This window comes from Streptomyces sp. NBC_00287 (assembly GCF_036173105.1).
In the GTDB taxonomy this organism is placed as follows: Bacteria; Actinomycetota; Actinomycetes; order Streptomycetales; family Streptomycetaceae; genus Streptomyces.
In genome coordinates this window covers 3,938,374-3,964,878 of record NZ_CP108053.1, presented here as the reverse complement: position 1 = coordinate 3,964,878, position 26,505 = coordinate 3,938,374, and the positions used below count along the sequence as shown (strand labels likewise).

Here is a 26,505-nt window from a genome sequence, read left to right as displayed (position 1 = left end):
ACGTCGCCGAAGGTCCCCGCGGTGCTACAGGCGTTCAATCACCATACGGCAGGACAACGCCTGAAATGAAAGGACTTGAGATATGGATCACAGGTGTCGAGGGAACCGCGCACACCCTTTCGAAGGTCACAACCAGGATCGCACCTGGTAGCCATAGGTCCGTACCAAGGTAAGAGTCGGGTAGGTCTGCGGTGAGAATCACTCCTGACCATCACACCCCGGCTCTTGTCATGGGCGGACTACCATCAGCTCATGACCCGTGTACTGCTCGCCGAGGACGATGCGTCCATCTCGGAGCCGCTGGCCCGTGCACTGCGCCGGGAAGGGTACGAGGTCGAGGTGCGTGAGGACGGACCGACGGCGCTCGAGGCGGGGATCCAGGGCGGCGTCGACCTCGTCGTGCTGGACCTCGGTCTGCCCGGTATGGACGGCCTGGAGGTGGCGCGGCGGCTGCGGGCCGAGGGCCACAGCGTCCCGATCCTCATCCTGACCGCGCGAGCCGACGAGGTGGACACGGTCGTCGGGCTCGACGCGGGCGCCGACGACTACGTCACCAAGCCCTTCCGCCTCGCCGAACTGCTCGCCCGCGTCCGGGCCCTGCTGCGGCGCGGCGCCGCGGAGCCGCAGCAGCCGCCGGCCACCCACGGTGTGCGGATCGACGTCGAGTCGCACCGCGCCTGGATGGGCGACGAGGAACTGCAGCTCACGGCGAAGGAGTTCGACCTGCTGCGGGTGCTGGTGCGGGACGCGGGCCGGGTGGTCACCCGCGACCAGCTGATGCGCGAGGTCTGGGACACCACTTGGTGGTCGTCCACCAAGACCCTCGACATGCACATCTCCTGGCTGCGCAAGAAGCTCGGTGACGACGCGGCGAACCCCCGGTACATCGCGACCGTGCGTGGCGTGGGCTTCCGTTTCGAGAAGAGCTGAGTAACCAGCCTTGATGAGTAGAACGGGTTCATGCGCCGCCGACTGATCCAGTCCACCCTCGCCGTGGTGCTCGTCGTGATCGCCGTGTTCGGGGTCTCCCTCGTCATCGTCGAGACCCGCACGATCAGCAGCAGCGCCCAGGAACGCGTGGACTCCGAGGCGGTGCGGCTCGCGTCCATCGTGGACAGCCGGCTGATCGCGACCGGGGCGGTCACCGCGGACATGCTCCGCGACCAGGTCCCCGAGGATCGTTACGCCGTCATCCGGGTGCCCGGCGAGCGCCCCATCGCGATCGGTGAGAAGCCCACCGGCGACACCATCAGCGCCACCCGCAAGGGCGAGGAGGGCGAGACGGTCACCGTTGAGGAGCCCCGCTCGACGGTGACCCGTGAGGTCGGCCGGACGCTGCTGATCATCGGCGCGGTGGCCCTGCTCGCGGTGATCGCGGCGATCCTGCTCGCCGTACGGCAGGCGAATCGGCTCGCCTCGCCCCTGACCGACCTGGCCGAGACGGCGGAACGCCTGGGCTCCGGCGACCCGCGGCCCCGTCACAAGCGGTACGGCGTCCAGGAGCTGGACCGGGTGGCGGACGTACTGGACGCGAGCGCGGAGCGGATCGCCCGCATGCTCACGGCGGAACGCCGACTCGCGGCGGACGCCTCGCACCAGTTGCGCACCCCGCTCACCGCCCTGTCGATGCGTCTGGAGGAGATCACCCTCACCGACGATCCGGACACGGTGAAGGAGGAGGCGACGATCGCGCTGACCCAGGTGGAACGCCTGACGGACGTGGTCGAGCGCCTGCTGACCAACTCCCGCGACCCGCGCACCGGCTCAGCCGTCACCTTCGACCTGGACGAGGTCATCCAGCAGCAGCTCGCGGAGTGGCGCCCGGCTTACCGCAGCGTGGGGCGGGCGATCGTCAGCTCGGGGAAGCGGCACCTCCAGGCGGTCGGCACGCCGGGGGCGGTCGCCCAGGTGCTGGCGGCGCTGATCGAGAACTCGCTGATGCACGGCGGGGGGACGGTGGCGCTGCGCACCCGGGTCACCGGGAACCAGGCGGTGATCGAGGTCACGGACGAGGGGCCGGGCGTCCCCGCCGACCTCGGCGCGCGGATCTTCGAGCGGGCGATCAGCGGGCGGAACTCCACGGGCATCGGCCTGGCGGTGGCCCGGGACCTCGCGGAGGCGGACGGCGGACGCCTGGAGATGCTTCAGGCAGCACCGCCGGTATTCGGCCTGTTCCTGTCCCGTACGCCGGTAAAGCCGGCGGGGGACGCGGAGCCGACGGTTCGCTAGGGCCCTACGGCCGCCTGCCCGCCGCCTGAGGTGTACGGCCCCGGCGCGGCCGAGGAGCCGCCTCCTCGAGGAACGATTCCGCGCTGGCCACCGTCTCCCGCGCGGGCAGGGCGCGGAACACCCACGTCCGGTACGACCAGAAGCGGAACAGGGTCGCGACGCCGATGCCGAGGAACTTGAAGATGTTGCTCTGCAGCGGGCTGTCCCAGTGGAAGCCGTAGGTCGCCGCGTACAGGATGCCGTTCTCGATCACCAGGCCGACGGCGCTGAACAGCAGGAACAGCGTCATTTCCTTGGTACGGCCGCTCTTGTCGCGGTCCCGGTAGGTGAAGTAGCGGAAACCGACGTAATTGAAGGCGATGGCGACGACCGTCGCGATGACGCTGGCCCGCACGACCTGGAGGTCGGTGACATGCCGCACCAGGTTGAAGACGCCGAGGTTGACGAGCAGCCCCGCCCCGCCCACGGCGCCGAACTTCATGGCCTCGTGCGCGTAGCGTCGCAGTAGCCCGGAGGAACCACGTCCCATGGAGTGAAAGCCCCCGTCTGTCGGTTTCGTCAACCAAGCCATGCTAACCACCCCTGTGCGCGATTGCCCGTGGACCGGCATGCAGACGCGGAAACCGGCCGGGCCGGCGTGGCCGATACCCTAGGGGCGTGACGTTCCCGGTAGTCGGCATGGTCGGCGGGGGCCAGCTCGCTCGTATGACACACGAGGCAGGCATCCCGCTGGGCATCAGGTTCAAGCTCCTCAGTGACACCCCTCAGGATTCCGCGGCCCAGGTGGTGAGCGAAGTCGTCCTCGGCGACTATCGCGACCTGGACACGCTGCGTGACTTCGCGCGCGGGTGCGATGTGATCACCTTCGATCATGAACACGTACCCACCGAGCACCTCAGGGCCCTGGAGGCGGACGGCATCCCCGTGCGCCCGGGGCCCGACGCGCTGGTGCACGCCCAGGACAAGGGGGTGATGCGGGCGAAGCTGGACGCGATCGGCGTGCCGTGCCCACGGCACCGCATCGTCGCCGACCCCGAGGACGTGGCCGTCTTCGCGGCGGAGGGCGACGGCTTCCCGGTCGTCCTCAAGACCGTCCGCGGCGGCTACGACGGCAAGGGTGTGTGGGTCGTGGACTCCGCGGAGGAGGCCGAGGCCCCCTTCAGGGCGGGCGTCCCCGTGCTCGCCGAGGAGAAGGTCGACTTCGTCCGGGAGCTCGCCGCCAACGTCGTACGGTCGCCGCACGGCCAGGCAGTCGCCTACCCGGTGGTCGAGTCCCGCCAGGTCGACGGCGTCTGCGACACCGTGATCGCCCCGGCCCCCGACCTCGACGGGACCCTCGCCATGAAGGCCGAGGAGATGGCCCTCACCATCGCCAAGGAACTCGGCGTGGTCGGCCACCTCGCCGTCGAGCTGTTCCAGACCCGCGACGGCCGCATCCTCGTCAACGAGCTCGCGATGCGCCCGCACAACTCGGGCCACTGGACCCAGGACGGCGCGATCACCAGCCAGTTCGCCAACCATGTGCGGGCGGTCCTCGACCTCCCCCTCGGCGACCCGCGCCCCCGCGCCAGGTGGACGGTGATGGCCAACGTCCTCGGCGGCGACTACCCGGACATGTACTCCGCGTACCTGCACTGCATGGCCCGCGACCCCCAGCTCAAGATCCATATGTACGGCAAGGACGTGAAGCCCGGCCGCAAGGTCGGCCACGTCAACACTTACGGCGACGACCTGGACGACGTGCTGGAGCGCGCCCGTCACGCTGCCGGCTATCTGAGAGGCACGATCACCGAATGAGCCCGGTTGTAGGCATCGTCATGGGGTCGGACAGCGACTGGCCGGTCATGGAGGCCGCCGCGCAGGCGCTCGACGACTTCGAGATCGAGTACGAGGTCGACGTCGTCTCCGCCCACCGCATGCCGCGCGAGATGGTCGCGTACGGCGAGCAGGCGGCCGAGCGCGGACTGAAGGTGATCATCGCGGGGGCCGGGGGAGCCGCGCACCTGCCCGGCATGCTCGCCTCCGTCACCCCCCTCCCCGTCATCGGGGTGCCGGTGCCGCTGAAGTACCTCGACGGCATGGACAGCCTGCTCTCCATCGTGCAGATGCCGGCCGGAGTCCCGGTCGCCACCGTCTCGGTCGCCGGTGCCCGCAACGCCGGTCTGCTCGCCACCCGCATCCTCGCCACCAGCGACGAGGAACTCCTCGGCCGGATGCGGGAGTTCCAGCAGGACCTGAACGACCAGGCCACCGAGAAGGGCAGGCGGCTGCGCGCCAAGGTCGAGGGGTCCAACGGCTTCGGCTTCGGGAAGTGACGGCCATGGGCTCCGTGGAGGCGGCCCGGGAGCTGCTGCGGGAGTTCCCCGTGGTGGACGGGCACAACGACCTGCCCTGGGCACTGCGCGAGCAGGTCCGCTACGACCTCGACGCCCGTGACATCGCCGCCGACCAGAGCGCGCATCTCCACACCGACCTCGGCCGCCTGCGCGCGGGCGGGGTCGGCGCGCAGTACTGGTCGGTGTACGTCCGCGCGGACCTGCCGGACCCGGTCCCGGCGACGCTGGAACAGATCGACTGCGTACGGCAGTTGATCGACCGGCACCCGGCCGACCTGCGGGCCGCGCTGACCGCCGCGGACATGGAGGCGGCGCGCCGGGAGGGCCGTATCGCCTCGCTCATGGGCGCCGAGGGCGGGCATTCCATCGCCAACTCCCTTGCCACCCTGCGCGGGTTGTACGCGCTCGGCGTGCGGTACATGACGCTCACCCACAACGACAACGTCGACTGGGCGGACTCGGCGACGGACGAGCCCGGGGTCGGCGGGCTGTCGGCCTTCGGCCGTGCGGTGGTGCGGGAGATGAACCGCGAGGGCATGCTCGTCGACCTCTCGCATGTGGCGGCCACGACCATGCGGGACGCGATGGACGCGACGCTCGCACCGGTGATCTTCTCGCACTCCTCGTCGCGGGCCGTGTGCGACCACCCCCGCAACATCCCGGACGACGTCCTGGAGCGGCTCTCCGGCAACGGCGGGGTGGCGATGGTGACGTTCGTGCCGAAGTTCGTGCTCCAGGCGGCGGTCGACTGGACGGCCGCGGCGGACGAGAACATGCGCGCCCACGGCTTCCACCACCTCGACACCACCGCCGAGGCGATGAAGGTGCACCGCGCCTTCGAGGAGCGCAACCCGCGCCCGGTCGCCACGGTCGCCACGGTGGCGGACCATCTCGACCACATGCGCGAGGTCGCGGGCATCGACCACCTCGGTATCGGCGGCGACTACGACGGCACGGCCTTCACCCCCGACGGCCTCAGCGACGTCTCCGGTTACCCGAACCTGATCGCGGAGCTCATGGACCGCGGCTGGTCGACCTCCGACCTGGCCAAGCTGACCTGGCAGAACTCCGTACGGGTGCTGGGCGCGGCGGAGGACGTGGCACGCGACCTCCGGGCCACGCGCGCGCCGTCCAACGCCACGATCGAGTCGCTCGACGGGGACTGAGCATGCGGATCGGTGAACTGGCCCGGCGCACCGGAGTGAGCGAGCGGTCGTTGCGCTACTACGAGGCCCAGGGGCTGTTGCGGGCCGAGCGCACCCCCGGCGGGCACCGCGACTACCCGGAGGCGGCCGTCGACCGGGTCATCCGGATCCAGGAGCTGTTCGCGGCCGGACTCCACAGCGGCCGGATCGCCCAGCTGCTGCCCTGTATGCGGGACACCGACGGCGGGCCCTCGGCCGTCGCCACGCCCAGGCTGGTGCACGACCTGACCGAGGAGCGGGACCGGATCGACCGGATGATCGCCGACCTCAAGCGCTCCCGGGAGACGCTGGACGAGGTCATCGAGGCCGCGCGGGGTCGCTGAACCGGCGGACCCCCGAACGCCCCGTCCACCAGGAAGGCCCCGGAGCCGCGTGCGACGGTGACCGTACAGCGATCACCTCGCACGTATGGAGCCCGCCATGGCAGAACTCCAGGACGACCTGCACACCGCCGCCGAGGTCGACGCGCTCGACGACCTGCCCCTGGCCGACCCCTTCCCGGCCGAGCCGCCTGCTGCGCCCGCCGACGACCCGGACGCCGAGCCCCTGGAGCGCGCCCACGCCCTGCTCGCAGCGCACCCCGTCGCCGACGGCTACAGCGGACTGCCCTGGGCGTTGCGCCATCTGCCCTGGTACGACCTGGAGCTCGGCGAGAGCGCCGTCGACACCGATGTACCGCGGCTGCGGCAGGGCCATGTCGGCGCGCTGTTCTGCTCGCTGCATCTGCCCGAGGGCCTTGCCGCCGACCGGGCCGTCGCCGCCACCCTGGAACAGCTGGACCTGGTGCGCACGGTGATCGCCGCCCACCCCGAGGGGCTACGGCTCGCCCGCACCGCCGGCCAGGTCATCGACGCCCGCAACTGCGGCCGCGCGGCCGTGCTGCTGGGCCCGGCGACCGCCGCGGCGCTGGACGACTCGCTCGGCATCCTGCGGGTGCTGCACAGCCTGGGGCTGCGCGTCCTCACCCTCGTCGGCACCTCGTGGGCCAGCGAGGCCGGGCTGACGCGCTTCGGTGAGGAAGTGGTCCGGGAGATGAACCGGCTCGGCATCCTCGCCGACCTCTCCGGCGCCTCCGAGCAGACCATCCGCCGGGCGCTGGCCTCCTCCAAGGCACCGGTGCTGTGCACCCGCTCCGCGGCCCGCGCGCTGCGTCCGCACCCGGCCAACCTCCCCGACGACCTGCTCGCCGAGCTGGGCGCCGCGAAGGGCCTGTGCATGGTGCCGCTGACCGCCGAGCAGACCGGGCCTTCGGTCCGGGACGTCGCCGACCACCTCGACCATGTCCGCGCGGTCGCGGGCACGGAGTGCGTGGGCCTGTCCGGCACCTACGACGTCGGCACCGCACACCCACAGGACCTCCCCGACGCCTCCTGCTACCCGCACCTCGTCGCCGAGCTGTTCCGCAGAGGCTGGACGGAGACCGACCTGTCCCTGCTGACCTGGGGCAACGTCCAACGCGTCCTGCGCACCGCCGACTTCACCGCACGCGCGGCCCAGCAGCGCAGGGAACCGTCGACAGCGCAGATCGCGGAGCTGGACGCCTGAGCTCTACGGGTGGTCGATCCGGCACAGGCAGAAGGGATGCCCCGCCGGATCGGCGAACACCCGGAAGTCCTCCTCCACGGGATCCCGCTCCCGCCTCAGCAGCCGCGCCCCAAGCTCCAGCACCCGCCGCTCCGCCTCGTTCACTTCCTCCCAGGTGGACCCGGCGTCGAGGTCGAGGTGGAACTGCTGCGCGTTGCCGCCTTCGCGAGGCCACGCCGGGGGCTGGAATCCGGGCTCCCGGTTGAAGGCGAGCCGCGGTAGTCCCGGCGCCTCCAGGATCACCCAGTCCTCCTCCTGCACCTGGGGTGTGCCGCCCACGATCGCCGCGTAGAACTCGGCGAGCGCGAGCGGCTCGGGGCAGTCGATCACGACGGAACGGAAGCGGGCGACGGTCACGACGGTCCCCCTTTGATCAGCAGACGCAGAGGCAGAACGGGTGTCCCGCCGGGTCCGCGTAAACCCGGAAGGTGCGGGTGCGGTCCTCCGCGTCCAGCGGCTTGGCGCCGAGTGCCAGGACGCCCTTCTCGGCGGTGTCCAGGTCCTCGACCTTGAGGTCGAGGTGGAACTGCTGGTTGTTCCGGTCGGCGCGCGGCCACTCCGGTGCCACGAAGCCGGGAGCCTCCTGGAAGGCGAGCTGGGCTCCGCCGGGCAGCTTGAGATCCACCCACTCGCCCTGGTCCTCGATGGTGCCGCCGAGGGCACCGGCGTAGAACTCGGCGAGGGCGCGGGGGTCGGGACAGTCCAGGACGACGACGTCCAGTGTGGCGAGAGCCATGACTTCCTCCAAGTAGTTACCCGCAACGGGGGCTATCCGGTAACGCCGTTACTGCATGCTCCCGCATTGGGGGTAACGTCGCAACCATGAATGCGCGATCGCCCGCCCCCGGAGGCCTGGAACTGGTCGAGTCCCTGGTCAACACGCTGGACCTGGAGTCGGGCGCCGACGCGCTGGACACGCCGGAGGGCCGGGCGGGCCTGGGGCTGCGGGAGGACGAGGTCCCGGCCGCCCGGGAGCTGCGCGAGTCCCTGCGGGCGGCCCTCCTCGCCCACGCGGGCCACCCTCCGCACCGCGAGGTGACCCCGCTGACGGAGCTGCTGTCCCGCGCCCCGCTCCACCTCACGATCGACCCCGACGACGGCTCGGCGACCCTCACGCCCGCGGACGCCCGCCCCCTGGCCTCCCGTATCGCCACGGCCGTAGCGGAGTCCCTGGTGGCGGGCACCTGGCAGCGCCTGAAGGCATGCGAGGCCGCGGACTGCCACTGGGCGTACTACGACCGCAGTCCCGCGGGCCGCGGCCGTTGGTGCTCGATGCAGGTGTGCGGGGCGCGGGCGAAGATGCGGCGGTACCGCGCCAAGTAGCGCTACGGGAGGGCCGGTTGAGGACTCCCGGGGCATTGCGCCCCGGTGTGCGGCAGAATGCGGGCAGACGCCGTTTCGGCCGACTGAGCCTCGGCCGAAGCGGCGTCGCCTCAGATTCCGGCGTACTCCCGCGGCGGCGCGATCGCCTGGGCGTCCGCTCCCTCGCCCACCCACAGCCCGATCAGGAACGCGGCCGTCGCCTCCAGCAGGGCGGCCCGGTCCAGTCCGCCGCCGTTCACGGGCGCGCAGCCGAGGTCGCGCACCAGCCGTCGTACGGCCTCCAGGGCTCCCGTGTCGTCGCCGCACAGCGGGACGGCGAGGGGGCGGCCGTCGAAGACGGGCGGGGTCAGGCGCCAGACGCTCTCGTGGCAGAGGTTGAACGCCTTGACCACACGCGCGCCGGGCGCGGCGGCGGCGATCCGCTCGGCCGCCGAGGGGCCGCCCGCGGTCTCCAACCGGAAGCCGGGGCCCACCGGGTTGGTGCAGTCGACCAGGGCCCGCCCTCCGAGGTCCAGGGACGACACCACCTCGACGGCCGCCGCGTACGGCACCGCCAGCAGCACCGCGTCCGTGCCGTGCCGCGCGGCCTCCCCGAGGCTCCCCGCGCGGGCGCCGATCCGCGCCGCGAGCGCCGTCGCACGGCCCTCGTCCCGTCCGCCCACGAACACGTCGTGACCGACTCGCGCCCACTGCCCGCCAAGTCCCTCGGCCATGGCACCCGCGCCGATGATTCCGATCCTCATGTGTCCTCCCAAGTCGTGGCTAGGGCAAGGACATTAGGCAGCCGCTTTGGCACCATTCGGTAAGTGACCACCGACCAGAGCTTTCTCGCCGACTGCCGGGCCCGCCTCGCCTTCGACCTGCTCGCCAACACCTGGAACGCCGTGGTGATCTGGGCGCTCCGCGAGGGCCCGGAACGGCCCGGCAGGCTGCGCGAGCGGATCGGCGGCATCAGCCCCAAGGTGCTCACCGAGACCCTGCGCCGACTGGAGTTCAACGGCCTGGTCGACCGCCGAGCCCACCCAGGCTCCCCACCCCACGTCGACTACCGCCTCACCGACCTCGGCCGCACCCTGCTCCCCGCGATCGAGGCGTTCGGCGCGTGGGCCTTCGAGCACGGCGACGAGGTGATGGCGGCCCAGGAACGCGCCTAAGCGGTCGGCCGCCCCATCGCCCGGTACGTCCACCCCGCCGCCCGCCACAGCGCCGGGTCGAGGGCGTTACGGCCGTCCAGCACGAGCCGTGCCGCCGCGACCTCGCCCAGCGCCGCCGGGTCCAGCTCGCGGAACTCGCGCCACTCGGTGAGGTGGAGGACGACATCGGCGCCCCGGACCGCCTCCACCGCGGAGTCGGCATAGCCGAGGGTGGGGAAGATGCGGCGGGCGTTGGCCATGCCCTTCGGGTCGTAGACCGTGACCTGGCCGCCTTGGAGGTGGATCTGCCCGGCGACATTGAGCGCGGGCGAGTCCCGTACGTCGTCCGAGTCCGGCTTGAAGCTCGCGCCGAGCACCGCGACCCGCTTGCCGAGGAAGGACCCGCCGCCCAGCGCCTCGCGGGTCAGCTCCACCATCTGGCCGCGCTGGCGCATGTTGATGGAGTCGATCTCGCGCAGGAAGGTCAGCGCCTGGTCGGCGCCCAGCTCACCGGCGCGCGCCATGAACGCCCGGATGTCCTTCGGCAGACAGCCGCCGCCGAAGCCGATCCCGGCCCGCAGGAACTTGCTTCCGATCCGGTCGTCGTGCCCGATGGCCTCCGCCAGCTTCGCGACATCGCCGCCCGAGGCCTCGCACATCTCCGCCATCGCGTTGATGAAGGAGATCTTCGTGGCGAGGAAGGAGTTCGCCGAGGTCTTCACCAGCTCGGCGGTCGGGAAGTCGGTGACGACGAAGGGGGAGCCCTCGGTGACCGGCGTCGCGTACACCTCGCGCAGCAGCTTCTCGGCCCGCTCGCTGCGCACGCCGACCACGATCCGGTCCGGGTGCAGGGTGTCGTTCACGGCGAAGCCCTCGCGCAGGAACTCCGGGTTCCAGGCCAGCTCGGCGTCCGCACCGACGGGCGCGTGCTCGGCGAGGTAGGTGGCGAGCCGGTCGGCCGAGCCGACGGGCACCGTGGACTTGCCGACTACGAGAGCCGGTTCGGTGAGATGCGGGGCGAGCGAGGCGAAGGCGGAGTCGACGTAACTCATGTCACAGGCGTACTCGCCGTGCCGCTGCGGAGTGTTCACACACACGAAGTGCACATCGCCGAACGCGCCGATCTCGGCCCAGTCCATGGTGAACCGCAGCCGTCCGCTGGAGCCCTCGATCCCGGCCACGTGCTTGCGCAGCAGGTCTTCGAGGCCCGGCTCGAACATCGGGACCTGGCCGCGCTTGAGCATCTCGATCTTCTCGGGCACGACATCGAGCGCCAGGACCTCGAAACCGAGCTCGGCCATGGCCGCGGCGTGCGTGGCGCCGAGGTAGCCGGTGCCGATCACGGTGATCTTGAGGGCCATGGGGACTCCATTGACTGGTACGGCGGCGGTGCGCGCCCGAGCATAGTCGGGGCGTGGGAGTACGCCCCACCGGGCACTTTTCCCGCTGTCGCCAAGCTCACGTATCACCGGCGTGGGCGGCCCTCTAAAATTTGAGTTACTTAACGGTAATTAGCGCCAGCATCACAGCGTCTTTGGAGCGTGAGAGACCTTGGCCGGATCGGCTGACTTCGACCTGTACCGCCCGTCCGAGGAGCACGACATGCTCCGCGACGCCATCCGCTCCCTGGCCGAGGCGAAGATCTCGCCGTACGCCACCGCGGTGGACGAGGAAGCCCGCTTCCCGCAGGAGGCCCACGACGCCCTCGTCGCGAACGACCTGCACGCCGTGCACGTACCGGAGGAGTTCGGCGGCGCCGGTGCCGACGCGCTCGCCACGGTCATCGTGATCGAAGAGGTGTCCCGGGTCTGCGCCTCCTCCTCCCTGATCCCGGCCGTGAACAAGCTGGGCTCGCTCCCGGTCATCCTCTCCGGCTCCGAGGAGCTGAAGAAGAAGTACATGACCCCGCTCGCCAAGGGCGAGGGCATGTTCTCGTACTGCCTCTCCGAGCCGGACGCCGGTTCGGACGCGGCCGGCATGAAGACGAAGGCGGTCCGCGACGGCGACCACTACGTCCTCAACGGCGTGAAGCGCTGGATCACCAACGCGGGCGTCTCCGAGTTCTACACGGTGATGGCGGTGACCGACCCGTCGAAGCGCTCGAAGGGCATCAGCGCCTTCGTCGTCGAGAAGTCGGACGAGGGTGTCTCCTTCGGCGCCCCGGAGAAGAAGCTCGGCATCAAGGGCTCCCCGACCCGCGAGGTCTACCTCGACAACGTCCGCATCCCCGCCGACCGCATGATCGGCGAGGAGGGCACGGGCTTCGCGACCGCGATGCAGACCCTGGACCACACCCGCATCACCATCGCGGCCCAGGCGCTGGGCATCGCGCAGGGGGCGCTGGACTACGCCAAGGGCTATGTCCAGGAGCGCAAGCAGTTCGGCAAGCCGATCGCCGACTTCCAGGGCATCCAGTTCATGCTCGCCGACATGGCCATGAAGATCTCGGCCGCCCGCGCCCTGACCTACCAGGCCGCCGCCGCCTCCGAGCGCGGCGACGCCGACCTCACCTACCTGGGCGCGGCCGCCAAGTGCTTCGCCTCGGACGTGGCGATGGACGTCACCGTCGACGCCGTCCAGCTCCTCGGCGGGTACGGCTACACCCGTGACTACCCGCTGGAGCGCATGATGCGCGACGCCAAGATCACCCAGATCTACGAGGGCACCAACCAGGTCCAGCGCATCGTGATGGCGCGCAACCTGCCGTAACGAGCGGTTGAAGAAGCCCCGGCCCGTGAGGGCCGGGGCTTCTTTTTTGCGGAATTGCGGACCCTCAGTCCTCGATGCCCTCCGCCGCCCTCTTCTCGCGGAGGTCCATGATGGCCCGGCGGCGGGCCAGGCGGTGGGTGCGGCGGATCTGGGCCTCCTGGTAACGGCGCTTGTCCCGTTCCGACTCCGGGACCACCGGAGGGACCCTTCGGGGCTTGCCGTCCGCGTCCACCGCCGCGAAGACCAGGTAGGCCGAGCCGACCTGGGTGGCCGGGGTGGATTCGTTCCAGCGTTCCGCCAGGACCCGGACGCCCACCTCCATCGAGGTACGGCCGGTCCAGTTGACCTGAGCCTTCACATGGACCAGGTCGCCGACCCGCACCGGCTCCAGGAACGCCATCTCGTCCATGGACGCCGTCACCGCGGGGCCACCGCTGTGGCGGCCCGCGACCGCGCCCGCCGCGTCGTCGACCAGCTTCATGATCACCCCGCCGTGCACCGTACCCAGCAGGTTGGTGTCACTGTGGGTCATGATGTGGCTCAGCGTGGTGCGGGACGCGGACGTCGGCTTGCCCGGGATATCCGGAGTGCCCGATTCCGCAGTGGAGGCCTGGTCTGTCATGGCCTCCACCTTATGCCGGGGGACAAGACGGGGACTTTGTGTTGGGTTCGCAACAGCCGTGCCCCTATTTTTCCTCGACCCTTGTAAGACACACAGCCGTTCCCTGCACACTGGGGCGCATGAACAACTGGCCCGAGGGATGGTCCGACAACAACCGCGGCAGCGGCTACGGACACGGCAGTGCAAGCGCACGGCCGGATGGCGCGCGCGTCATGCGGCAGGTCCGCCGCGGCCCGGCGGCACCGTCCGGCGGGGGCCAGGCGGCACCGCCGTACGGAGTGCCGCCCCAGCCGTCGTACGTCGACGGCCAGGGCCAGGACGGCTACGACAGCGGCTACAACACCGGGCAGGTCTACGGCTCGCCCCCCGGCGGCGGTGGCGGGGGCGGGGGGATGCGCGAGCCGCGTCCCGCGCCGAACTGGCGGCGCCGTATCAAGTGGACCGCGATCACCGTCGTCACCGTGCTCGTCGTCACCACCATCGGCACCTACTTCTGGGCCGACTCCAAGCTCAACCGCGAGGTCGACCTGGGCAAGGTCATCGAGCGGCCGGAGGCGGGCGAGGGCACGAACTATCTGATCGTCGGTTCCGACAGCCGTGAGGGCATGTCCGCCGAGGAGAAGAAGAAGCTGCACACCGGGTCCGCCGACGGCAAGCGCACGGACTCGATGATGATCCTGCACACCGGCGACAACGGCCCGACGCTGATCTCACTGCCGCGCGACTCGGACGTGGAGATCCCGACCTTCGTGGGCTCGGAGTCCGGCAAGACCTACCCGGGCACGGGCCGGCATGTGAAGCTCAACGCCGCCTACGCGGAGGACGGTCCCGAACTGCTGGTGCGGACGGTCGAGTTCAACACCGGCCTGCACATCGACCACTACGTCGAGATCGGCTTCGCGGGCTTCGCGAACATCGTCGACGCGGTCGGCGGCGTGGAGATGGAGATCCCGAAGGGCGGCATCAAGGACTCCAAGTCCGGCGCCGACCTCAAGGAGGGCAAGCAGACCCTGAACGGCGAGGAGGCGCTCGCCTTCGTCCGTACCCGGTACGCGCTGGCCGGCTCCGACCTGGACCGTACGAAGAACCAGCAGAAGTTCCTCGCGGCCCTGGCCAACCAGGCCGCGACGCCGAGCACGGTGCTGAACCCCTTCAAGCTGTACCCGACGATGAGCGCCGGTCTGGACACCCTCATCGTCGACAAGGAGATGGGCCTGTTCGACCTGGCGTCGATGTTCTGGGCGATGAAGGGCGTCACGGGCGGCGAGGGCAAGTCGATGAACATGCCGATCTCCGGCTCCTCGGGCGGCAACCTCGTCTGGGACAAGGCGAAGGTGAAGACGCTGGTGGAGCAGTTGAACAACGACGAGAAGGTCACCGTCTCCGGGAACTGAGACGTCTGGGGCGGTCAGCTCGACTGACCGCCCCTTTGCGTGCTTACGCCCGTCCCGCCACGAACCTGGGGTGCCTCTCCACCCGCCAGCCGCCGGCGTCGTAGGCGAAGTTCTCCACCACGAGCTGCGGATTCCCGAACGCGCCCTTGCCGCCGTTGAGGGCCTCCCAGACCCCGGCATCCCCGAAGCCGACGATGTCGGCGCTGCGGTCGCCGGTGAGGTCGGCGAGGAAGCGCGGGTGCTTCTCGATTCGCCAGCCGCCGGCGTCGTAGGCGAAGTTGTCCACGGCCAGCTGCGGGTCCTGGAAGGTGCCGTCGCCGTTGTTCAGGGAGACCCAGACCCCGGCGTTGCCGAAGCCGACGATGTCCGCGCGGCCGTCACCGGTCACGTCGGCCAGGAAGCGCGGATGCTTCTCCACCCGCCAGCCGCCCGCGTCGTAGGCGAAGTTGCTCACGACGAGTTGCGGGTCCTGGAAGGTGCCGTCGCCGTTGTTCAGGGACACCCAGACCCCGGCATCCCCGAAGCCCACGATGTCCGCACGGTGGTCACCGGTCAGGTCCGCCAGGAAGCGCGGATGCTTCTCCACCCGCCAACCGCCCGCGTCGTAGGCGAAGTTGCCGACGACCATCTGCGGGTCCTGGAAGGTGCCGTCCCCGTTGTTGAGGGACACCCACACTCCCCTGTCGCCGAAGCCGACGATGTCCGCGCGGCGGTCGCCCGTCAGGTCGGCCAGGAAGCGCGGATGCTTCTCGACTCGCCAACCACCCACGTCGTAGGCGAAGTTCGGCACCACCAGCTCCGGTGCGGCGAACGAACCGCGGCCCCGGTTCAGCGACCTCCACACGCCCGCGTCTCCGAAACCGATGATGTCCGCGCGGCGGTCTCCGGTCAGGTCGGCCAGGAAGCGCGGATGCTTCTCGACTCGCCAACCGCCCGCGTCGTAGGCGAAGTTGCTGACGACCATCTGCGGGTCCTGGAAGGTGCCGCGGCCGTTGTTCAGGGACACCCACACGCCCGCGTCACCGAAGCCCACGATGTCCGCGCGGCCGTCCCCGGTCACGTCGGCCAGCAGGCGCGGGTGCTTCTGCGTACGCCAACCGCCCGCGTTGTAGGCGAAGTTCGCCACCGTCAGCTTCGGGGCCGTGAACGAGCCGTCGCCCTTGTTGAGGGAGACCCAGACCCCGGCGTCGCCGAAGCCGACTATGTCCGCGCGGCCGTCACCGGTGAGGTCGGTGCCCGTCGGGGCGGGCGTGGGGAGGATCAGGGGGCTGGTGACGGCTCGGTGGGCGTTGATCCGGCCCCGGCCGAGCATGCCGGCGAAGCCCGGGTTGGCCGCGTCGACATCGTCGCAGGTGCTCTCGATGATGCGGCGGACCTGGGCGTTCGTGAGCTCCAGATTGCGGGACCAGACCAGGGCCGCGACACCCGCGACATGCGGGCTCGCCATGGAGGTGCCGTCCAGGAAGCGGAAGTTGCCGCCCAGGAACGTCGACCAGATGGTGACGCCCGGCGCGGCCACGTCGACGTTGGTGCCGAAGTTGGAGAAGCCCGCCCTGGCATTGGCGGAGTCCAGCGCGGCGACCGCGATTACCTCGGGATACACGCCGGGGAACTGCGGGGTGATGTCGGTGTTGCTGTTGGCGTTGCCCGCGGCGAAGCAGATCAGTACGCCGTCGGCGACCGCGTCCTGGACGGCGGTGCGGATGCCGGCGTGGTCGCCGTTGGCGCGCCAGCTGCAGTTGATGACGTAGCGGCGCTCGCGGTGGGCGAGGGACTGGCGGCGGACGTAGTCGATGGCGTCGGCGCGGTTCTGGTTCATGCCGGCGGTGAGGTTCACCCGCAGCGGCATGACCCGGCAGCCGGGGGCCACGCCGATCACGCCCAGGTCGTTGTCGACGGCCGCGACGGTCCCGGCGACATGGGTGCCGTGGCCGTCCGCGTCCTCCGGCACCGCGTCGGCGGCGTCGGAGAAGTCCCAGTCCTCCTCGCCCCTCGGCAGGATGTTCGCCACGAGGTCGGGGTGGTCGAGGTCGGCGCCGGTGTCGATGACGGCGACGATGACGTCCCGGTGGCCCCGGGTGAGGTCCCAGGCCTCGGTGACGCCGATGTCGACGCCCGCGGTGCCGGTCACTCCGTCGACGGTCTGCCCGGTGTTGCGCAGGCCCCACAGGCGCTGGAAGTCGGGGTCGTCGGGCAGATAGGCCTGTGCGTCGTTGAAGCCGGCCTCGGACGGCTCGGCGAAGCGGACCTCGTCGAGCTCGGCGAACTCCCTGATGGCCGCGAAGAGTTCCCGGCCCTCGGGGACCCTCAGGGTGTAGTACTCGGGCGTCCGCTGGGCGACCGCGACGCTGCTGCCGTGCTCGGCGATGATCCGCTCGGCGCTCGCCCGGTCGACGTCCGGGCGGAACCGTACGGTGAACTCGCCGGGCACGAAGTACCGGGACGCTCCGTGCTCGTCGATCATCACCGGCAGTGCGCCGACGACCTCCGGCTCGGCGGTGAGGGCGGCCGCGTCCGTCTCGGCGGCCGGGTCGAGGTAGACCGCGGCGAATCCGCGGTCGAGGTTGTAGCCCTGGCTGACCGAGAGCAGTGGCCGGGACGCGACCAGGCTGTTCACCGTCGCGCCGGTGGCGTCGGACGGCAGCCGGACCATGGCCTCGGTCCCGGACGGGCGGAAGGTCCTGTGGCTGCCGCTGGCCTTGTCGACGTAACTGAATTCGGGTTCCGGCGGAGTTGAGCTCATGTGGTGCCCCCGTTGGCGCTCGTGAGGTGTCGCCGGGGCGGTCCGCCGACGGCGACCGTGCGGGACCACCCTCCTCCTGCCCGCACGGGCCGCCTAGGGCCGCGTCCGGGAAGGCGCACGAGATACGCCTTGCGCCCGATGGAACAGAGCGGCCGCGGCGTAGCGTCAGCGCTTGCGGCCCACGCCCCCGAAGTGGGTGACCTCGACGGCCTCCGGCTCCGCGCTGTCGGGGCGCCAGCGGGAGCAGGAGACGATGCCGGGCTCGAGGACCTCGACGCCCTCGAAGATGCGGACCAGATCGTCGTGGCTGCGCAGGGTCATGGGGGCCGAGCCCTGGCCGTTCCAGTACTCCACCGCCGTCTTCATCGCCTCGCCGTCCACCTCGGTGGTGGGGTGGGAGACGACCAGGTAGCTGCCGGCGGGGACGCCCTCGAGGAGACGGCGGACCACGGCGGCGGCCTCGTCGGTGTCCAGGACGAAGTTCAGGATGCCCAGCATGGTGATGGCGACGGGCTGGGTGAGGTCCAGGGTGCGGGCGGCGCCCGCGAGGATCGCGTCCGGGTCGTGGACGTCGGCCTCGATGTAGTCGGTGGCGCCCTCGGGTGCGCTGGTGAGCAGGGCGTGCGCGTGGGTGAGGACGAGCGGGTCGTTGTCGACGTAGACGATCCGGCAGGTCGGGTCCACCCGCTGGGCCACCTCGTGGGTGTTGTCGGCGGTGGGCAGGCCGGTGCCTATGTCCAGGAACTGGCGTATGCCCGCCTCCCCGGCGAGGTGGCGCACCGCGCGGGCCAGGAAGCGGCGGTCGGCGACGGCCGAGCGGGGCAGGGCCGGCACGAACGACAGGATCTGGTCGCCGACCTCCTCGTCCACCGGGTAGTGGTCCTTGCCGCCCAGCCAGTAGTTCCAGATCCGCGCCGAGTGGGAGACGTCGGTGCGCAGCCGTGCGGTGCGGGCCACGCCCTCGTCGTCGGGCGATGGCGTGGTGAGGTCGGACATGAGGGCGGTCTCCTTCGGACACAAGCGGTCGGGATGCGCACCAAACCTAGGCACAACTCGGCCGGTTTGGCGGGAACTTGACCAAGGTCCAGGAATTGGGCGGTCCGTGGGCACCGCCTACTTGCAGACCACCTCGTCGCCCCGCACCACCCCGGACTCCCCCTGCGAAGGATCGGTCGCCCGCACCTTTCGTACCCGCTCGAAGTCCGCCCCCGCGATCACCTTCAGCGTCGCCCCCAGCCCCTTCACCGCCCGCAGCTCACTCCCGGGCAGGGCGGCGGCCAGCGATTTCGCCGAGCGGTCCCAGCGGGGGTCGTACGCCACCACCGTCCGCCGCACGGTCCGCTCCGCCGCGTTCACCGGCATCCGACTGGTCCGGAACCCGGTCGCCGCCAACGCCGCGTCCACCCGCTTGCCCAGACCCTCCGTCCCCGTCCCGTTCTCCACCTGCACCCGGATCTGCTGCGGTGCCACCTCCACCTTCAGCGCCTCGCTCCGCGGCCGGTGCGCGGCCAGCGGCTTGTCCTCGCGCAGGGCGGCGAAGAGCCGGGACGACTTCGCGGGGTCCCACTTCAGCGTCGACCCGACGCCCTTCACGACGTATCCCATCCGCCCGATCGGCACCGTTGTGAACTCCGACGAGGAGGGGGAGAAGTTCCGCATCGCCCGGCCGAGGGCCAGCAGCTCATCCGTGCCGAAGCCCTTGTCCGCCCGCACCGATCCCAGTACCGCCCGGGTCACATCCCGGAACTTCATCGGGTTCAGCAGGATCCCGGACGAGGTCGCCCGCTCCACCAGCGCCGCCAGAAAGCGCTGCTGCCGCTGCATCCGGCCCAGGTCGGACGCGCCGTCGACATGGCGTGCGCGGACGTACTGGAGCGCCTGCCCGCCGTTCAGCGCGTGCGTGCCCGCCGGGAGATCCAGCCCGGTGTACGAGTCCTTCAGCGGCTCGGCCGCACAGACCTTCACCCCGCCCAGCACATCCACCGTCTTCATGAAGCTGGTGAAGTCGACCTCCAGATAGTGGTCGATCTTCACCCGGGTCATGGCCTCCACCGTCCGCACCGTCAGCTGCGGCCCGCCCTCCGCGTACGCGGCGTTCAGCTTGACCGGATGACCGTGATGCCGCTCACCACTCGTCCCGTCGACATGCGCCGGCGTCATCGCGTACGAGTCCCGCGGCAGGCTCACCACACTCGCCCGCTCCCGGTCCTCCGAGATATGCACGATCATGATCGTGTCGGTGCAGTGACAGGGCGCCCCGCCGAGCCGGTACTTGCGCCGCTCGGCCTCGGAGATCCGGTCCCGGCCGTCCGTGCCGACCAGCAGCACATTCATCCCGTGCCCGGCCTGCGGCCGGTTCTTCATGTCCTTGAAGGGGTCGACGCGCGCGATGTCCGCGTCCAGGCTGGTGATCACCGCGTGCCCGATCCCGGCGGACGCCAGCACCACCACGGACAGCGTCGTCACCGCCCGCATGGCCCAGCGCGGCTTTTTCCGCCGTACGGGGGGACGTGGGCGCCGCTGCGGCGGTCTGGAAGGAGAGCGGGGCGGCGTGGGCATGGGGGACACCTCCGCGAGGGCCGTACGTGGGATCTTGAGCACCGTAGGCCCATACGATCTGTGACCCGGTGCACCGCCCCGGGCGGGGCGCACCGGTGTCCCCCGTTCGCGGTAACGTGAGGCCCCTATGAACGCCAAGTCCGACGTGCAGCTCCCCGCCGTGTCCGTCATCATGCCCGTCCTCAATGAGGAGCGGCATCTGCGCGGAGCAGTCCAAGCGATCCTCGCGCAGGAGTACGCCGGCGAGATGGAGGTCGTGATCGCCCTCGGTCCGTCCACGGACCGTACGGACGAGATCGCGGCCCGGCTCGTCGCCGAAGACGCGCGCATCCACACCGTCCCGAACCCGACCGGCCGCACTCCCGCTGCCCTCAACGCCGCGATCAAGGCCTCCCGCCATCCGATCGTCGTCCGCGTCGACGGCCACGGCATGCTCTCGCCGAACTACATCGCCACCGCCGTCCGCCTCCTGGAGGAGACCGGCGCGCAGAACGTCGGCGGCATCATGCACGCCGAGGGCGAGAACGACTGGGAGCACGCCGTCGCCGCCGCGATGACCTCGAAGATCGGGGTGGGCAACGCCGTCTTCCATACGGGAGGACAGGCGGGCCCCGCCGAGACCGTCTACCTCGGTGTCTTCCGCCGCGAGGCCCTGGAGCAGCAGGGCGGCTACAACGAGGAGTTCATCCGCGCCCAGGACTGGGAGCTGAACTTCCGGATCCGCGAGGCCGGCGGGCTGATCTGGTTCTCGCCCGAGCTGAAGGTGTCGTACCGCCCGAGGCCGAGCGTGAAGGCCCTGGCCAAGCAGTACAAGGACTACGGCCGCTGGCGGCATGTCGTCGCCCGCTACCACGAGGGCTCCATCAACCTGCGCTACCTCGCCCCGCCGACGGCGGTCCTCGCCATCGCCGCGGGCCTGGTGGTGGGCGCGGCCCTGACGCCGCTCGGCCTCCTGATCCCCGGCGGCTATCTCGCGGCGATCGTCCTCGGGTCGGTCCCGGCGGGCAAGCGGCTGCCGCTGAAGGCGCGCCTCCAGATCCCGGTCGCCCTCGCCACCATGCACATGTCCTGGGGCTGGGGCTTTTTGACCAGCCCGCGCGCGCTGGCCCGCAAGGTGATCGCCTCCCGGCGCCCCGCCGTGCTCAGTGGCGACAACGTCGGTCACTGAGCACGGCCGCCCCGAACCCGGCCTAGAACGTGAAGGCCGGGTTCACGTGCATACAGGCCTCCTCGTCGGCGCCGTTGAGGGCCTTGTCGGCGTCGGGCATCTTGTCGTCCTGCTTCGGTGCCCGGTACGCCGTACCCTCGCGCCAGTCCGCGCCGACGACGAGCGTCACGCCGGTGACCTCCGTGGAGCGCTTCACCGAACTCAGCGGGATCCCCAGGGACTTGGCGACCCGCTGGGCGTCGCCCTCCAGGTCCGCGCTCGGGTAGCGGACGAGGGTACGGTCCTCGCTGAGGAGTGTCGACTGGTCGGCGACCGCCTGTGTGAAGCCCTCCTCCTGGAGCAGCCCGGTCACCGTGTTCGCCCGCCCACTGACCGCGCCCAGGGTGTCGCTGCTGGTGCCGTTCTGGACCTGGACAGCGATCTCGCCATCGGCCGCCGCCGGATCGTCGGAGACCTTCTCCTCGGTCTTCGCCTTCTTCTTGCCCTTGCCGTCCAGCGCGATGTCCTCACGCACCAGCCGGAACAACTGCTCGGCGTCCTCGGTGGGCTCCACCTGCGCGCCCACGTACCGGTTCGGCATCGTGGCCATGGTGATGCGCTCCGGCTTCACCTTCCGCAGCTCGTTGCTGAGGTCGAAGAGCTTCTTGACGTCGTCCAGACCGGGGTCGACCGTGAGCGCGTCGGTGGCCTCCTCGGCGAGCCGGCGCAGCTTCAGCGGGTTGCTGAGGGTGGCGTTCTCGCGCAGCTGCCGGACCATCGAACTCATGTACATGTGCTGAGCCTTGGCGCGGGCGAGGTCGCTGCCGTCCTCGAAGCCGTAGCGGGTGCGCAGCCACTGGAGGGCCTGCTCGCCCTTGACCGGGTGCGTGCCCTCCTCCAGCTTCAGACCGGAGCCGTGGCCCTGGCTGTCGCGGGACTCGATGTTGGCGTCCACGCACACCGGGACGCCGCCTATGGCGTCCGCCATCGACACCACGCCCGCGAAGTCGACCATGATGAAGTGGTCGATGTGGATGCCGGTGAGCTCCTGCCAGGTGGCCACCGTGCAGCCCGGACCGCCGTGCCTCAGGCTCTGGTTGGTCGCCACCCGCCCGTTGCTCGCCGGGTACACCTCGTCGTCGTCCGGATCGGTGCACTTGGGGATCTGTACGAGGGTGTCGCGGGGCATGCTGATGACCGACATGTTGGAGCGGTCGGCCGACAGGTGCAGCAGCATCTGCACATCCGCCCGCGGCGGCGTACCGAAGGTCTCCTTGGCGCCGCCGAGCTTCTGGTTCTCCTTGGTGTCCCGCGCGTCCGAGCCGATGAGCAGGATGTTCAGCGGGGTCTGCCCGGCGGCGTTCGGCGTCGGCTTGGCGACCTTGCTGTCCCCCAGGTTCAGGTCGTCGTGCTTGATGTTGCCGTTCAGATGCCGGTAGTAGAGATACCCGGCGCCGGCCGTGCCGACTATCAGGACGGTGAGGACGGTCGCGGACCATTTCATGATCCGCCGCCCACGCCTCGGGCCCCCTCTGCGGTGCCCGCCCCGCCCCTCCCCGCCCCCTGCTTCGGCGGCTGGCTCGGCCTCCCGCACACTGCTCTGCGTCACTTCCCCGTCCTCCCCACCCTTGCCGGTCGAACCGCCCCACCCGCGCGCCATGGAACGGGCCTGTCGTACGTCATGTCAGACGTTCGACAGGCCCGTCAGGTCGCCTCAGTGGCTCAACCGGAGCACTCAACCTTGTCAGCCGTCGATTTCTCCACGTCCGGCGTCTTCACCGAGGAGGCGTTGAGCTTCACGCCCGCCCCCTTGAAGTCCTTGCCCAGGATCAATGTCATCGTCGGCAGACCCTGAGCGTTGAGCTCGCTCTCGCCGGGCTTGAGCGCGGAGCCGGACAGACCCATGATGTCCGCCAGCCGGCGCGCCTGATCTGCCTGGTCAGGAGCGTACTCAAGGGTCGTCTTCGCCTGTTCCGCGTCCGCGTTGCCCGCGTTCTCGGACTTGCTCACGCCCGCCTGCGTCTGGAGATATGTGAGCTGGTCCTGGGCGCTGCCGGATTCCGCGCCGCCGTTGAGGATGCGGACGCGCACCTCGGAGGCGTCGGCCTTGGTGCCCTTCAGGCGGGCGGCGACGGCGGCCTTCTCCTTCTTCTCCTGCGCCTTGACCTCGGTGAACGACACATCGTTCTTGATCATGTCGAAGACCTGGGGCGCCGTCTCGTTGACGACGACCGTCGCCTTCACGACCTCGGCCGGATTGTCCTTCACCGGGACCGTGGTGAAGGTGATGTTCTTCGTCGGCACCTTCTTCAGCTCCAGGGCCAGGTCCTTGAGCGTGCCCACCTTCCCTATGGCCTTGTCCACGGTCAGCGCCTCGGTGGCCGCCTCGGCCAGCTTCAGCAGCTTCGTCGGGCTGGTGAGGGTGTCGCTGGAGGACATCTTGCGCATCAGCGAGCCCAGGAACTGCTGCTGCGCCTTGATCCGGTCCAGGTCACCGCTGTTGCCGAAGCTCTTGCGGGTACGAAGGAAGGCGAGCGCTTCCTCGCCCTCCACCGTCGACTCGCCCTCGGGCAGATTCAGTTTGGAGTCGTCGTCGTTGACGGCGTGCTCCAGACAGATGTCGACCCCGTCCACGGCCGTCGTCAGCGTCTTCACGGCGTTGAAGTCGGCCATCATGAAGTGGTCGACCTGGATGCCGCTGAACTCCTTGACCGTGCGCATGGTGCAGCCGGGGTCCCGGCCGCTCTCCCCGAGACTGCGATTGAAGCGGACGCCCTGATTCCCGGAGACGGGCTCCTTGGTGCCGTCCTCCAACGTCGCATCGCACTCTGGGATGTCGACGATGAGATCGCGCGGAATGCTGAGCGCGGTCGCGTTCGACCGGTCCTTGGCGACATGCAGCAGGATCGTGGTGTCGGCGTGGCCGGTGCTGCCCTTGTCGCCGTAGCCCTCATTGCCCGCACCGGTGCGCTTGTCGGTGCCGATGATCAGGATGTTGAAGGCCTCGTCCTTCTTGAAGCTGCTCGCGCCCGCGTCACCGACGTCGATCGTGTCGACGTTGCCCTCGAGGTGCTTGAGGTAGAGGTAGCCGCCGGTGGCGGCGGCGAGGAGCACGAACGCCATCGTGCCGCCGGTCCACAGCAGCGCCTTCTTCGCCTTCGACTTGCCGGGCCTGCGCCCGCGCCGCCCCGGCGGCTCCTCGGGCTCGGCCCGACGTCTGCGCTGCGGCGGCACCTGGCGGCCGGGTACGGCCGTGGGTCTGGCGGTGCCTGCGTCCGGACCGGGCGCGGGACGTCTGCGCGGACCGGGGACGGGCGACTGCGGTGACCTCGGCGACTGCGGTGCGGAAGGGCTCAGTCGCAGTTCGTATTCGCCGGTGTTCGGATTGAGTACCCATTGGTCTGCGGGGTCGATGTTCTCCGACCGCCCACGGCCTGCGTCCACGGTTGTCCGAATCCTCCGTCGGGAAGGCGCCGCGCGGGACTTCGCCACGCGGCCCGATGCACCGGATCGCTCACACTATCCGCACACTTCGGCGTCGAGCGACGTCGGTGAGAAATTCCACGTGCGTACAACCGAATGAGGTGTCCCTACAACCGGTCAATTCCCCGCAATTGCTAGACGCATCCGGTCACTTGGCGCACTCGACCTGATCCGCGGTGGACTTGTCGACGCCCTCGGGGGTCTTCCCCGACGACGACCCGGTGAGCTTCACACCCGCTCCCTTGAAGTCCTTGCCCAGGATCAGCGTCATCGTGGGCAGGCCCTGGGAGTTGGTGACACTCTCGCCGGGTTTCATGGCCGACCCGGAAAGACCCATGATGTCCGCCAACCGCCGTGCCTCAGCGGCCTGTTCGGGCGCGTATTCAAGGGTTGTCTTGGCCTGTTCCGCGTCCGCGTTGCCCGCGTTCTCGGACTTGGTGACGCCCGCCTCGGTCTGGAGCCAGGCGAGTTGCTGCTGGGCGCTGCCGGACTCCGCGCCGCCGTTGAGGATGCGGACGCGCACCTCGGAGGCGTCGGCCTTGGTGCCCTTCAGGCGGGCGGCGACGGCGGCTGCTTCCTTCTTCTTCTGCGCCTTGACCTCGGTGAACGACACATCGTTCTTGATCATGTCGAAGACCTCGGGGGCCGTCGACTCGTTGACGACAACGGTCGACTTCACCGTCTCGGCCGGGTTGTCGATCACGGGCACCGTGGTGAACGTCAGGTTCTTGGTGTTGAGCTTGCCCAGCTCCAGACCCAGGTCCTTCAGCTTGCCGATGCTGTCGAGCTGGGAGTCGACGGTGAGCGCCTTGGTGCCCGCCTCCGCCAGCTTCACCATCTTCGTCGGGCTGGAGAGCGTGTCGTTGGACTTCAGCTTGCGCATCAGCGAGCTCAGGAACTGCTGTTGCAGCCCGATCCGGCTCAGGTCGCCGCCGAAGCCCACGGAGTGCCGGGTGCGCAGAAACGCCAGCGCCTCCTCGCCCTCGATGGTGTGCGTGCCCTTGGACAGCTTCAGATGCGAGTCCGGGTCGTCGATGTCCTTGGCCAGACACACCTCGACCCCGCCGACCGCGCTGGTCAGCGTCTTGACCGCGTTGAAGTCGGCGACCATGAAGTTGTCCGGGGTGATCCCGGTCAGCTCGGTCACGGTCCGCATGGTGCAGCTCGGCGTACGGCCGCCCTGCCCGAGGCTGGTGTTGAAGCGCACACCGCTCGACCCGTTGATGACCTTCTTGGACCCGTCCTCCTGAGTGGTCGGACAGTCCGGGATGTCGACGATGAGGTCGCGCGGAATGCTGAGCGCGGTGGCGTTCGACCGGTCCTTGGAGACATGCAGCAGGATCGTGGTGTCGGCGTGCCCGACGCTGCCGGAGTCGCCGTAGCCCTCGTTGCCGGAGCCGGTGCGCTTGTCGGTGCCGATCAGCAGGATGTTGATGGCCTGGTCCTTGTTGAAGCCACCGGTGCTGGCGCCGTCGTCCGGGACGGAGTCGATGTTGTCGTTGAGGTGCTCCAGGTAGAGATACCCGGCCCCCGCGGTGGCGACGAGCAGAAACGCCATGCTGCCGCCGGTCCACAACAGGAACTTCTTGACCTTGGAGGTCTTCTTCTGGGGCCGCCGCGAGCGCCGCCCGGGAAGGGGCTCCTCGGGCACACCGCGCCGCCGGCGGGGCGGCGGAACCTCACGTCCCGGACGCGGTGCGCGCACCGGCGTCGCGGTCCGGGAGGCGGCTCTACGGGGGGTCGGAATCGCCGACTGCGCTGCGGATGGGCTCAGTCGCAGTTCGTATTCGCCAGTGTTCGGATTGAGCACCCACTGGTCTGCGGGATCGATGTTCTCCGCCCGCCCACGGCTTTGCGCGTCCACGGTTGTCCGAATCCTCCGTCGGGGCCACGCGGCGCCTTCCCCCTCCAGGCGCTCGGGTCTCGGTCAAACAGTGCGCGACCGGCTGGCCGGGTGCACCGGGTCGCTCACACTATCCGCCCAGTTCAGCGTGGAGCGACGGCCGTGACAAATTCCACGCCCCTACAAACGGTCAAT

The 26,505-nt window shown here is 70.0% G+C and carries 24 protein-coding genes; 12 read left to right on the top strand and 12 right to left on the bottom strand.

The features are described 5' to 3' along the window. The first annotated feature begins 252 nt into the window (after positions 1-252). The gene (locus tag OHT76_RS17955) at positions 253-930 is read left to right on the top strand and encodes a response regulator transcription factor (protein WP_328871847.1); all 678 of its coding nucleotides are present in this window, start codon (positions 253-255) and stop codon (positions 928-930) included. 30 nt (positions 931-960) lie between these two features. Beyond that, entirely contained in the window at positions 961-2,229 is a 1,269-nt protein-coding gene (locus tag OHT76_RS17950) for an ATP-binding protein (protein WP_328871846.1), read from the top strand. Between the two features lie 4 nt (positions 2,230-2,233). Here OHT76_RS17950 and OHT76_RS17945 read toward each other — a convergent pair whose 3' ends face one another. Continuing rightward, entirely contained in the window at positions 2,234-2,758 is a 525-nt protein-coding gene (locus tag OHT76_RS17945) for a GtrA family protein (protein ID WP_328871845.1), read from the bottom strand. 128 nt (positions 2,759-2,886) lie between these two features. Between OHT76_RS17945 and OHT76_RS17940 the strand changes: the two genes are divergently transcribed. The 5 genes from OHT76_RS17940 (at position 2,887) to OHT76_RS17920 (ending at position 7,315) form a co-directional block, all read left to right on the top strand. Continuing rightward, a complete protein-coding gene (locus tag OHT76_RS17940; RefSeq protein ID WP_328871844.1) occupies positions 2,887-4,026 on the top strand; it encodes a 5-(carboxyamino)imidazole ribonucleotide synthase in 1,140 nt (379 codons plus the stop codon). Next, positions 4,023-4,544, top strand: coding sequence for a 5-(carboxyamino)imidazole ribonucleotide mutase (gene purE / locus OHT76_RS17935; RefSeq protein ID WP_328871843.1), 522 nt, complete (start codon positions 4,023-4,025; stop codon positions 4,542-4,544). The genes OHT76_RS17940 and purE overlap by 4 nt, the downstream gene beginning before the upstream one ends. Before the next feature lie 5 nt (positions 4,545-4,549). Continuing rightward, positions 4,550-5,731, top strand: a complete 1,182-nt coding sequence (locus tag OHT76_RS17930; protein WP_328871842.1) for a dipeptidase — start codon at positions 4,550-4,552, stop codon at positions 5,729-5,731. A gap of 2 nt (positions 5,732-5,733) precedes the next feature. Next, positions 5,734-6,093 (top strand): MerR family transcriptional regulator, encoded by a 360-nt coding sequence (locus tag OHT76_RS17925; protein ID WP_328871841.1) that lies wholly within the window; start codon positions 5,734-5,736, stop codon positions 6,091-6,093. A gap of 97 nt (positions 6,094-6,190) precedes the next feature. After that, a complete protein-coding gene (locus OHT76_RS17920) occupies positions 6,191-7,315 on the top strand; it encodes a dipeptidase (RefSeq protein ID WP_328871840.1) in 1,125 nt (374 codons plus the stop codon). A 3-nt stretch (positions 7,316-7,318) separates the two neighbouring features. Here the strand turns inward: OHT76_RS17920 and OHT76_RS17915 are convergent, their stop codons facing one another. Both OHT76_RS17915 and OHT76_RS17910 read right to left on the bottom strand, forming a co-directional pair. Continuing rightward, complete coding sequence (locus tag OHT76_RS17915) at positions 7,319-7,711, bottom strand: VOC family protein (protein WP_328871839.1); 393 nt, start codon at positions 7,709-7,711, stop codon at positions 7,319-7,321. A 16-nt stretch (positions 7,712-7,727) separates the two neighbouring features. Then, on the bottom strand, positions 7,728-8,090 hold the full coding sequence (locus tag OHT76_RS17910; protein ID WP_328871838.1) for a VOC family protein: 363 nt from the start codon (positions 8,088-8,090) through the stop codon (positions 7,728-7,730). 86 nt (positions 8,091-8,176) lie between these two features. Here OHT76_RS17910 and OHT76_RS17905 point away from each other — a divergent pair, with 86 nt between their 5' ends. Further along, complete coding sequence (locus tag OHT76_RS17905; protein WP_328871837.1) at positions 8,177-8,677, top strand: CGNR zinc finger domain-containing protein; 501 nt, start codon at positions 8,177-8,179, stop codon at positions 8,675-8,677. Positions 8,678-8,787: 110 nt separating this feature from the next. Here the strand turns inward: OHT76_RS17905 and OHT76_RS17900 are convergent, their stop codons facing one another. Further along, positions 8,788-9,420: an NADPH-dependent F420 reductase gene (locus tag OHT76_RS17900; RefSeq protein ID WP_328871836.1), complete on the bottom strand. Its 633-nt coding sequence runs from the start codon at positions 9,418-9,420 to the stop codon at positions 8,788-8,790. 63 nt (positions 9,421-9,483) lie between these two features. Here OHT76_RS17900 and OHT76_RS17895 point away from each other — a divergent pair, with 63 nt between their 5' ends. Further along, positions 9,484-9,831: a winged helix-turn-helix transcriptional regulator gene (locus tag OHT76_RS17895; RefSeq protein WP_328871835.1), complete on the top strand. Its 348-nt coding sequence runs from the start codon at positions 9,484-9,486 to the stop codon at positions 9,829-9,831. On the opposite strand, the gene OHT76_RS17890 is transcribed toward OHT76_RS17895, so the two are convergent. Then, the gene (locus OHT76_RS17890; RefSeq protein ID WP_328871834.1) at positions 9,828-11,171 is read right to left on the bottom strand and encodes a UDP-glucose dehydrogenase family protein; all 1,344 of its coding nucleotides are present in this window, start codon (positions 11,169-11,171) and stop codon (positions 9,828-9,830) included. The two genes, OHT76_RS17895 and OHT76_RS17890, sit on opposite strands and share 4 nt — an antisense overlap. A 190-nt stretch (positions 11,172-11,361) precedes the next feature. Between OHT76_RS17890 and OHT76_RS17885 the strand changes: the two genes are divergently transcribed. Continuing rightward, positions 11,362-12,519, top strand: coding sequence for an acyl-CoA dehydrogenase family protein (locus OHT76_RS17885; RefSeq protein ID WP_328871833.1), 1,158 nt, complete (start codon positions 11,362-11,364; stop codon positions 12,517-12,519). A gap of 64 nt (positions 12,520-12,583) precedes the next feature. Here the strand turns inward: OHT76_RS17885 and OHT76_RS17880 are convergent, their stop codons facing one another. Beyond that, positions 12,584-13,141, bottom strand: a complete 558-nt coding sequence (locus OHT76_RS17880) for an acyl-CoA thioesterase (protein ID WP_328871832.1) — start codon at positions 13,139-13,141, stop codon at positions 12,584-12,586. A 119-nt stretch (positions 13,142-13,260) separates the two neighbouring features. Here OHT76_RS17880 and OHT76_RS17875 point away from each other — a divergent pair, with 119 nt between their 5' ends. Further along, positions 13,261-14,535 (top strand): LCP family protein, encoded by a 1,275-nt coding sequence (locus OHT76_RS17875; RefSeq protein ID WP_328871831.1) that lies wholly within the window; start codon positions 13,261-13,263, stop codon positions 14,533-14,535. A 43-nt stretch (positions 14,536-14,578) separates the two neighbouring features. Here OHT76_RS17875 and OHT76_RS17870 read toward each other — a convergent pair whose 3' ends face one another. The 3 genes from OHT76_RS17870 to OHT76_RS17860 all read right to left on the bottom strand — a co-directional run bounded on the left by OHT76_RS17870 (position 14,579) and on the right by OHT76_RS17860 (position 19,837). Then, positions 14,579-17,278, bottom strand: a complete 2,700-nt coding sequence (locus OHT76_RS17870) for a S8 family serine peptidase (RefSeq protein WP_328871830.1) — start codon at positions 17,276-17,278, stop codon at positions 14,579-14,581. Positions 17,279-17,443: 165 nt separating this feature from the next. Further along, positions 17,444-18,274, bottom strand: a complete 831-nt coding sequence (locus OHT76_RS17865; RefSeq protein ID WP_328871829.1) for an SAM-dependent methyltransferase — start codon at positions 18,272-18,274, stop codon at positions 17,444-17,446. A gap of 117 nt (positions 18,275-18,391) precedes the next feature. Further along, the gene (locus tag OHT76_RS17860) at positions 18,392-19,837 is read right to left on the bottom strand and encodes an LCP family protein (protein WP_328871828.1); all 1,446 of its coding nucleotides are present in this window, start codon (positions 19,835-19,837) and stop codon (positions 18,392-18,394) included. 127 nt (positions 19,838-19,964) lie between these two features. Between OHT76_RS17860 and OHT76_RS17855 the strand changes: the two genes are divergently transcribed. Next, the gene (locus OHT76_RS17855; protein WP_328871827.1) at positions 19,965-21,005 is read left to right on the top strand and encodes a glycosyltransferase family 2 protein; all 1,041 of its coding nucleotides are present in this window, start codon (positions 19,965-19,967) and stop codon (positions 21,003-21,005) included. Between the two features lie 22 nt (positions 21,006-21,027). On the opposite strand, the gene OHT76_RS17850 is transcribed toward OHT76_RS17855, so the two are convergent. The 3 genes from OHT76_RS17850 to OHT76_RS17840 all read right to left on the bottom strand — a co-directional run bounded on the left by OHT76_RS17850 (position 21,028) and on the right by OHT76_RS17840 (position 26,331). After that, positions 21,028-22,644: an LCP family protein gene (locus tag OHT76_RS17850; protein ID WP_328871826.1), complete on the bottom strand. Its 1,617-nt coding sequence runs from the start codon at positions 22,642-22,644 to the stop codon at positions 21,028-21,030. Between the two features lie 62 nt (positions 22,645-22,706). Then, entirely contained in the window at positions 22,707-24,428 is a 1,722-nt protein-coding gene (locus OHT76_RS17845; protein WP_328871825.1) for an LCP family protein, read from the bottom strand. A gap of 187 nt (positions 24,429-24,615) precedes the next feature. Beyond that, a complete protein-coding gene (locus OHT76_RS17840; RefSeq protein WP_328871824.1) occupies positions 24,616-26,331 on the bottom strand; it encodes an LCP family protein in 1,716 nt (571 codons plus the stop codon). Positions 26,332-26,505: the final 174 nt, after the last annotated feature.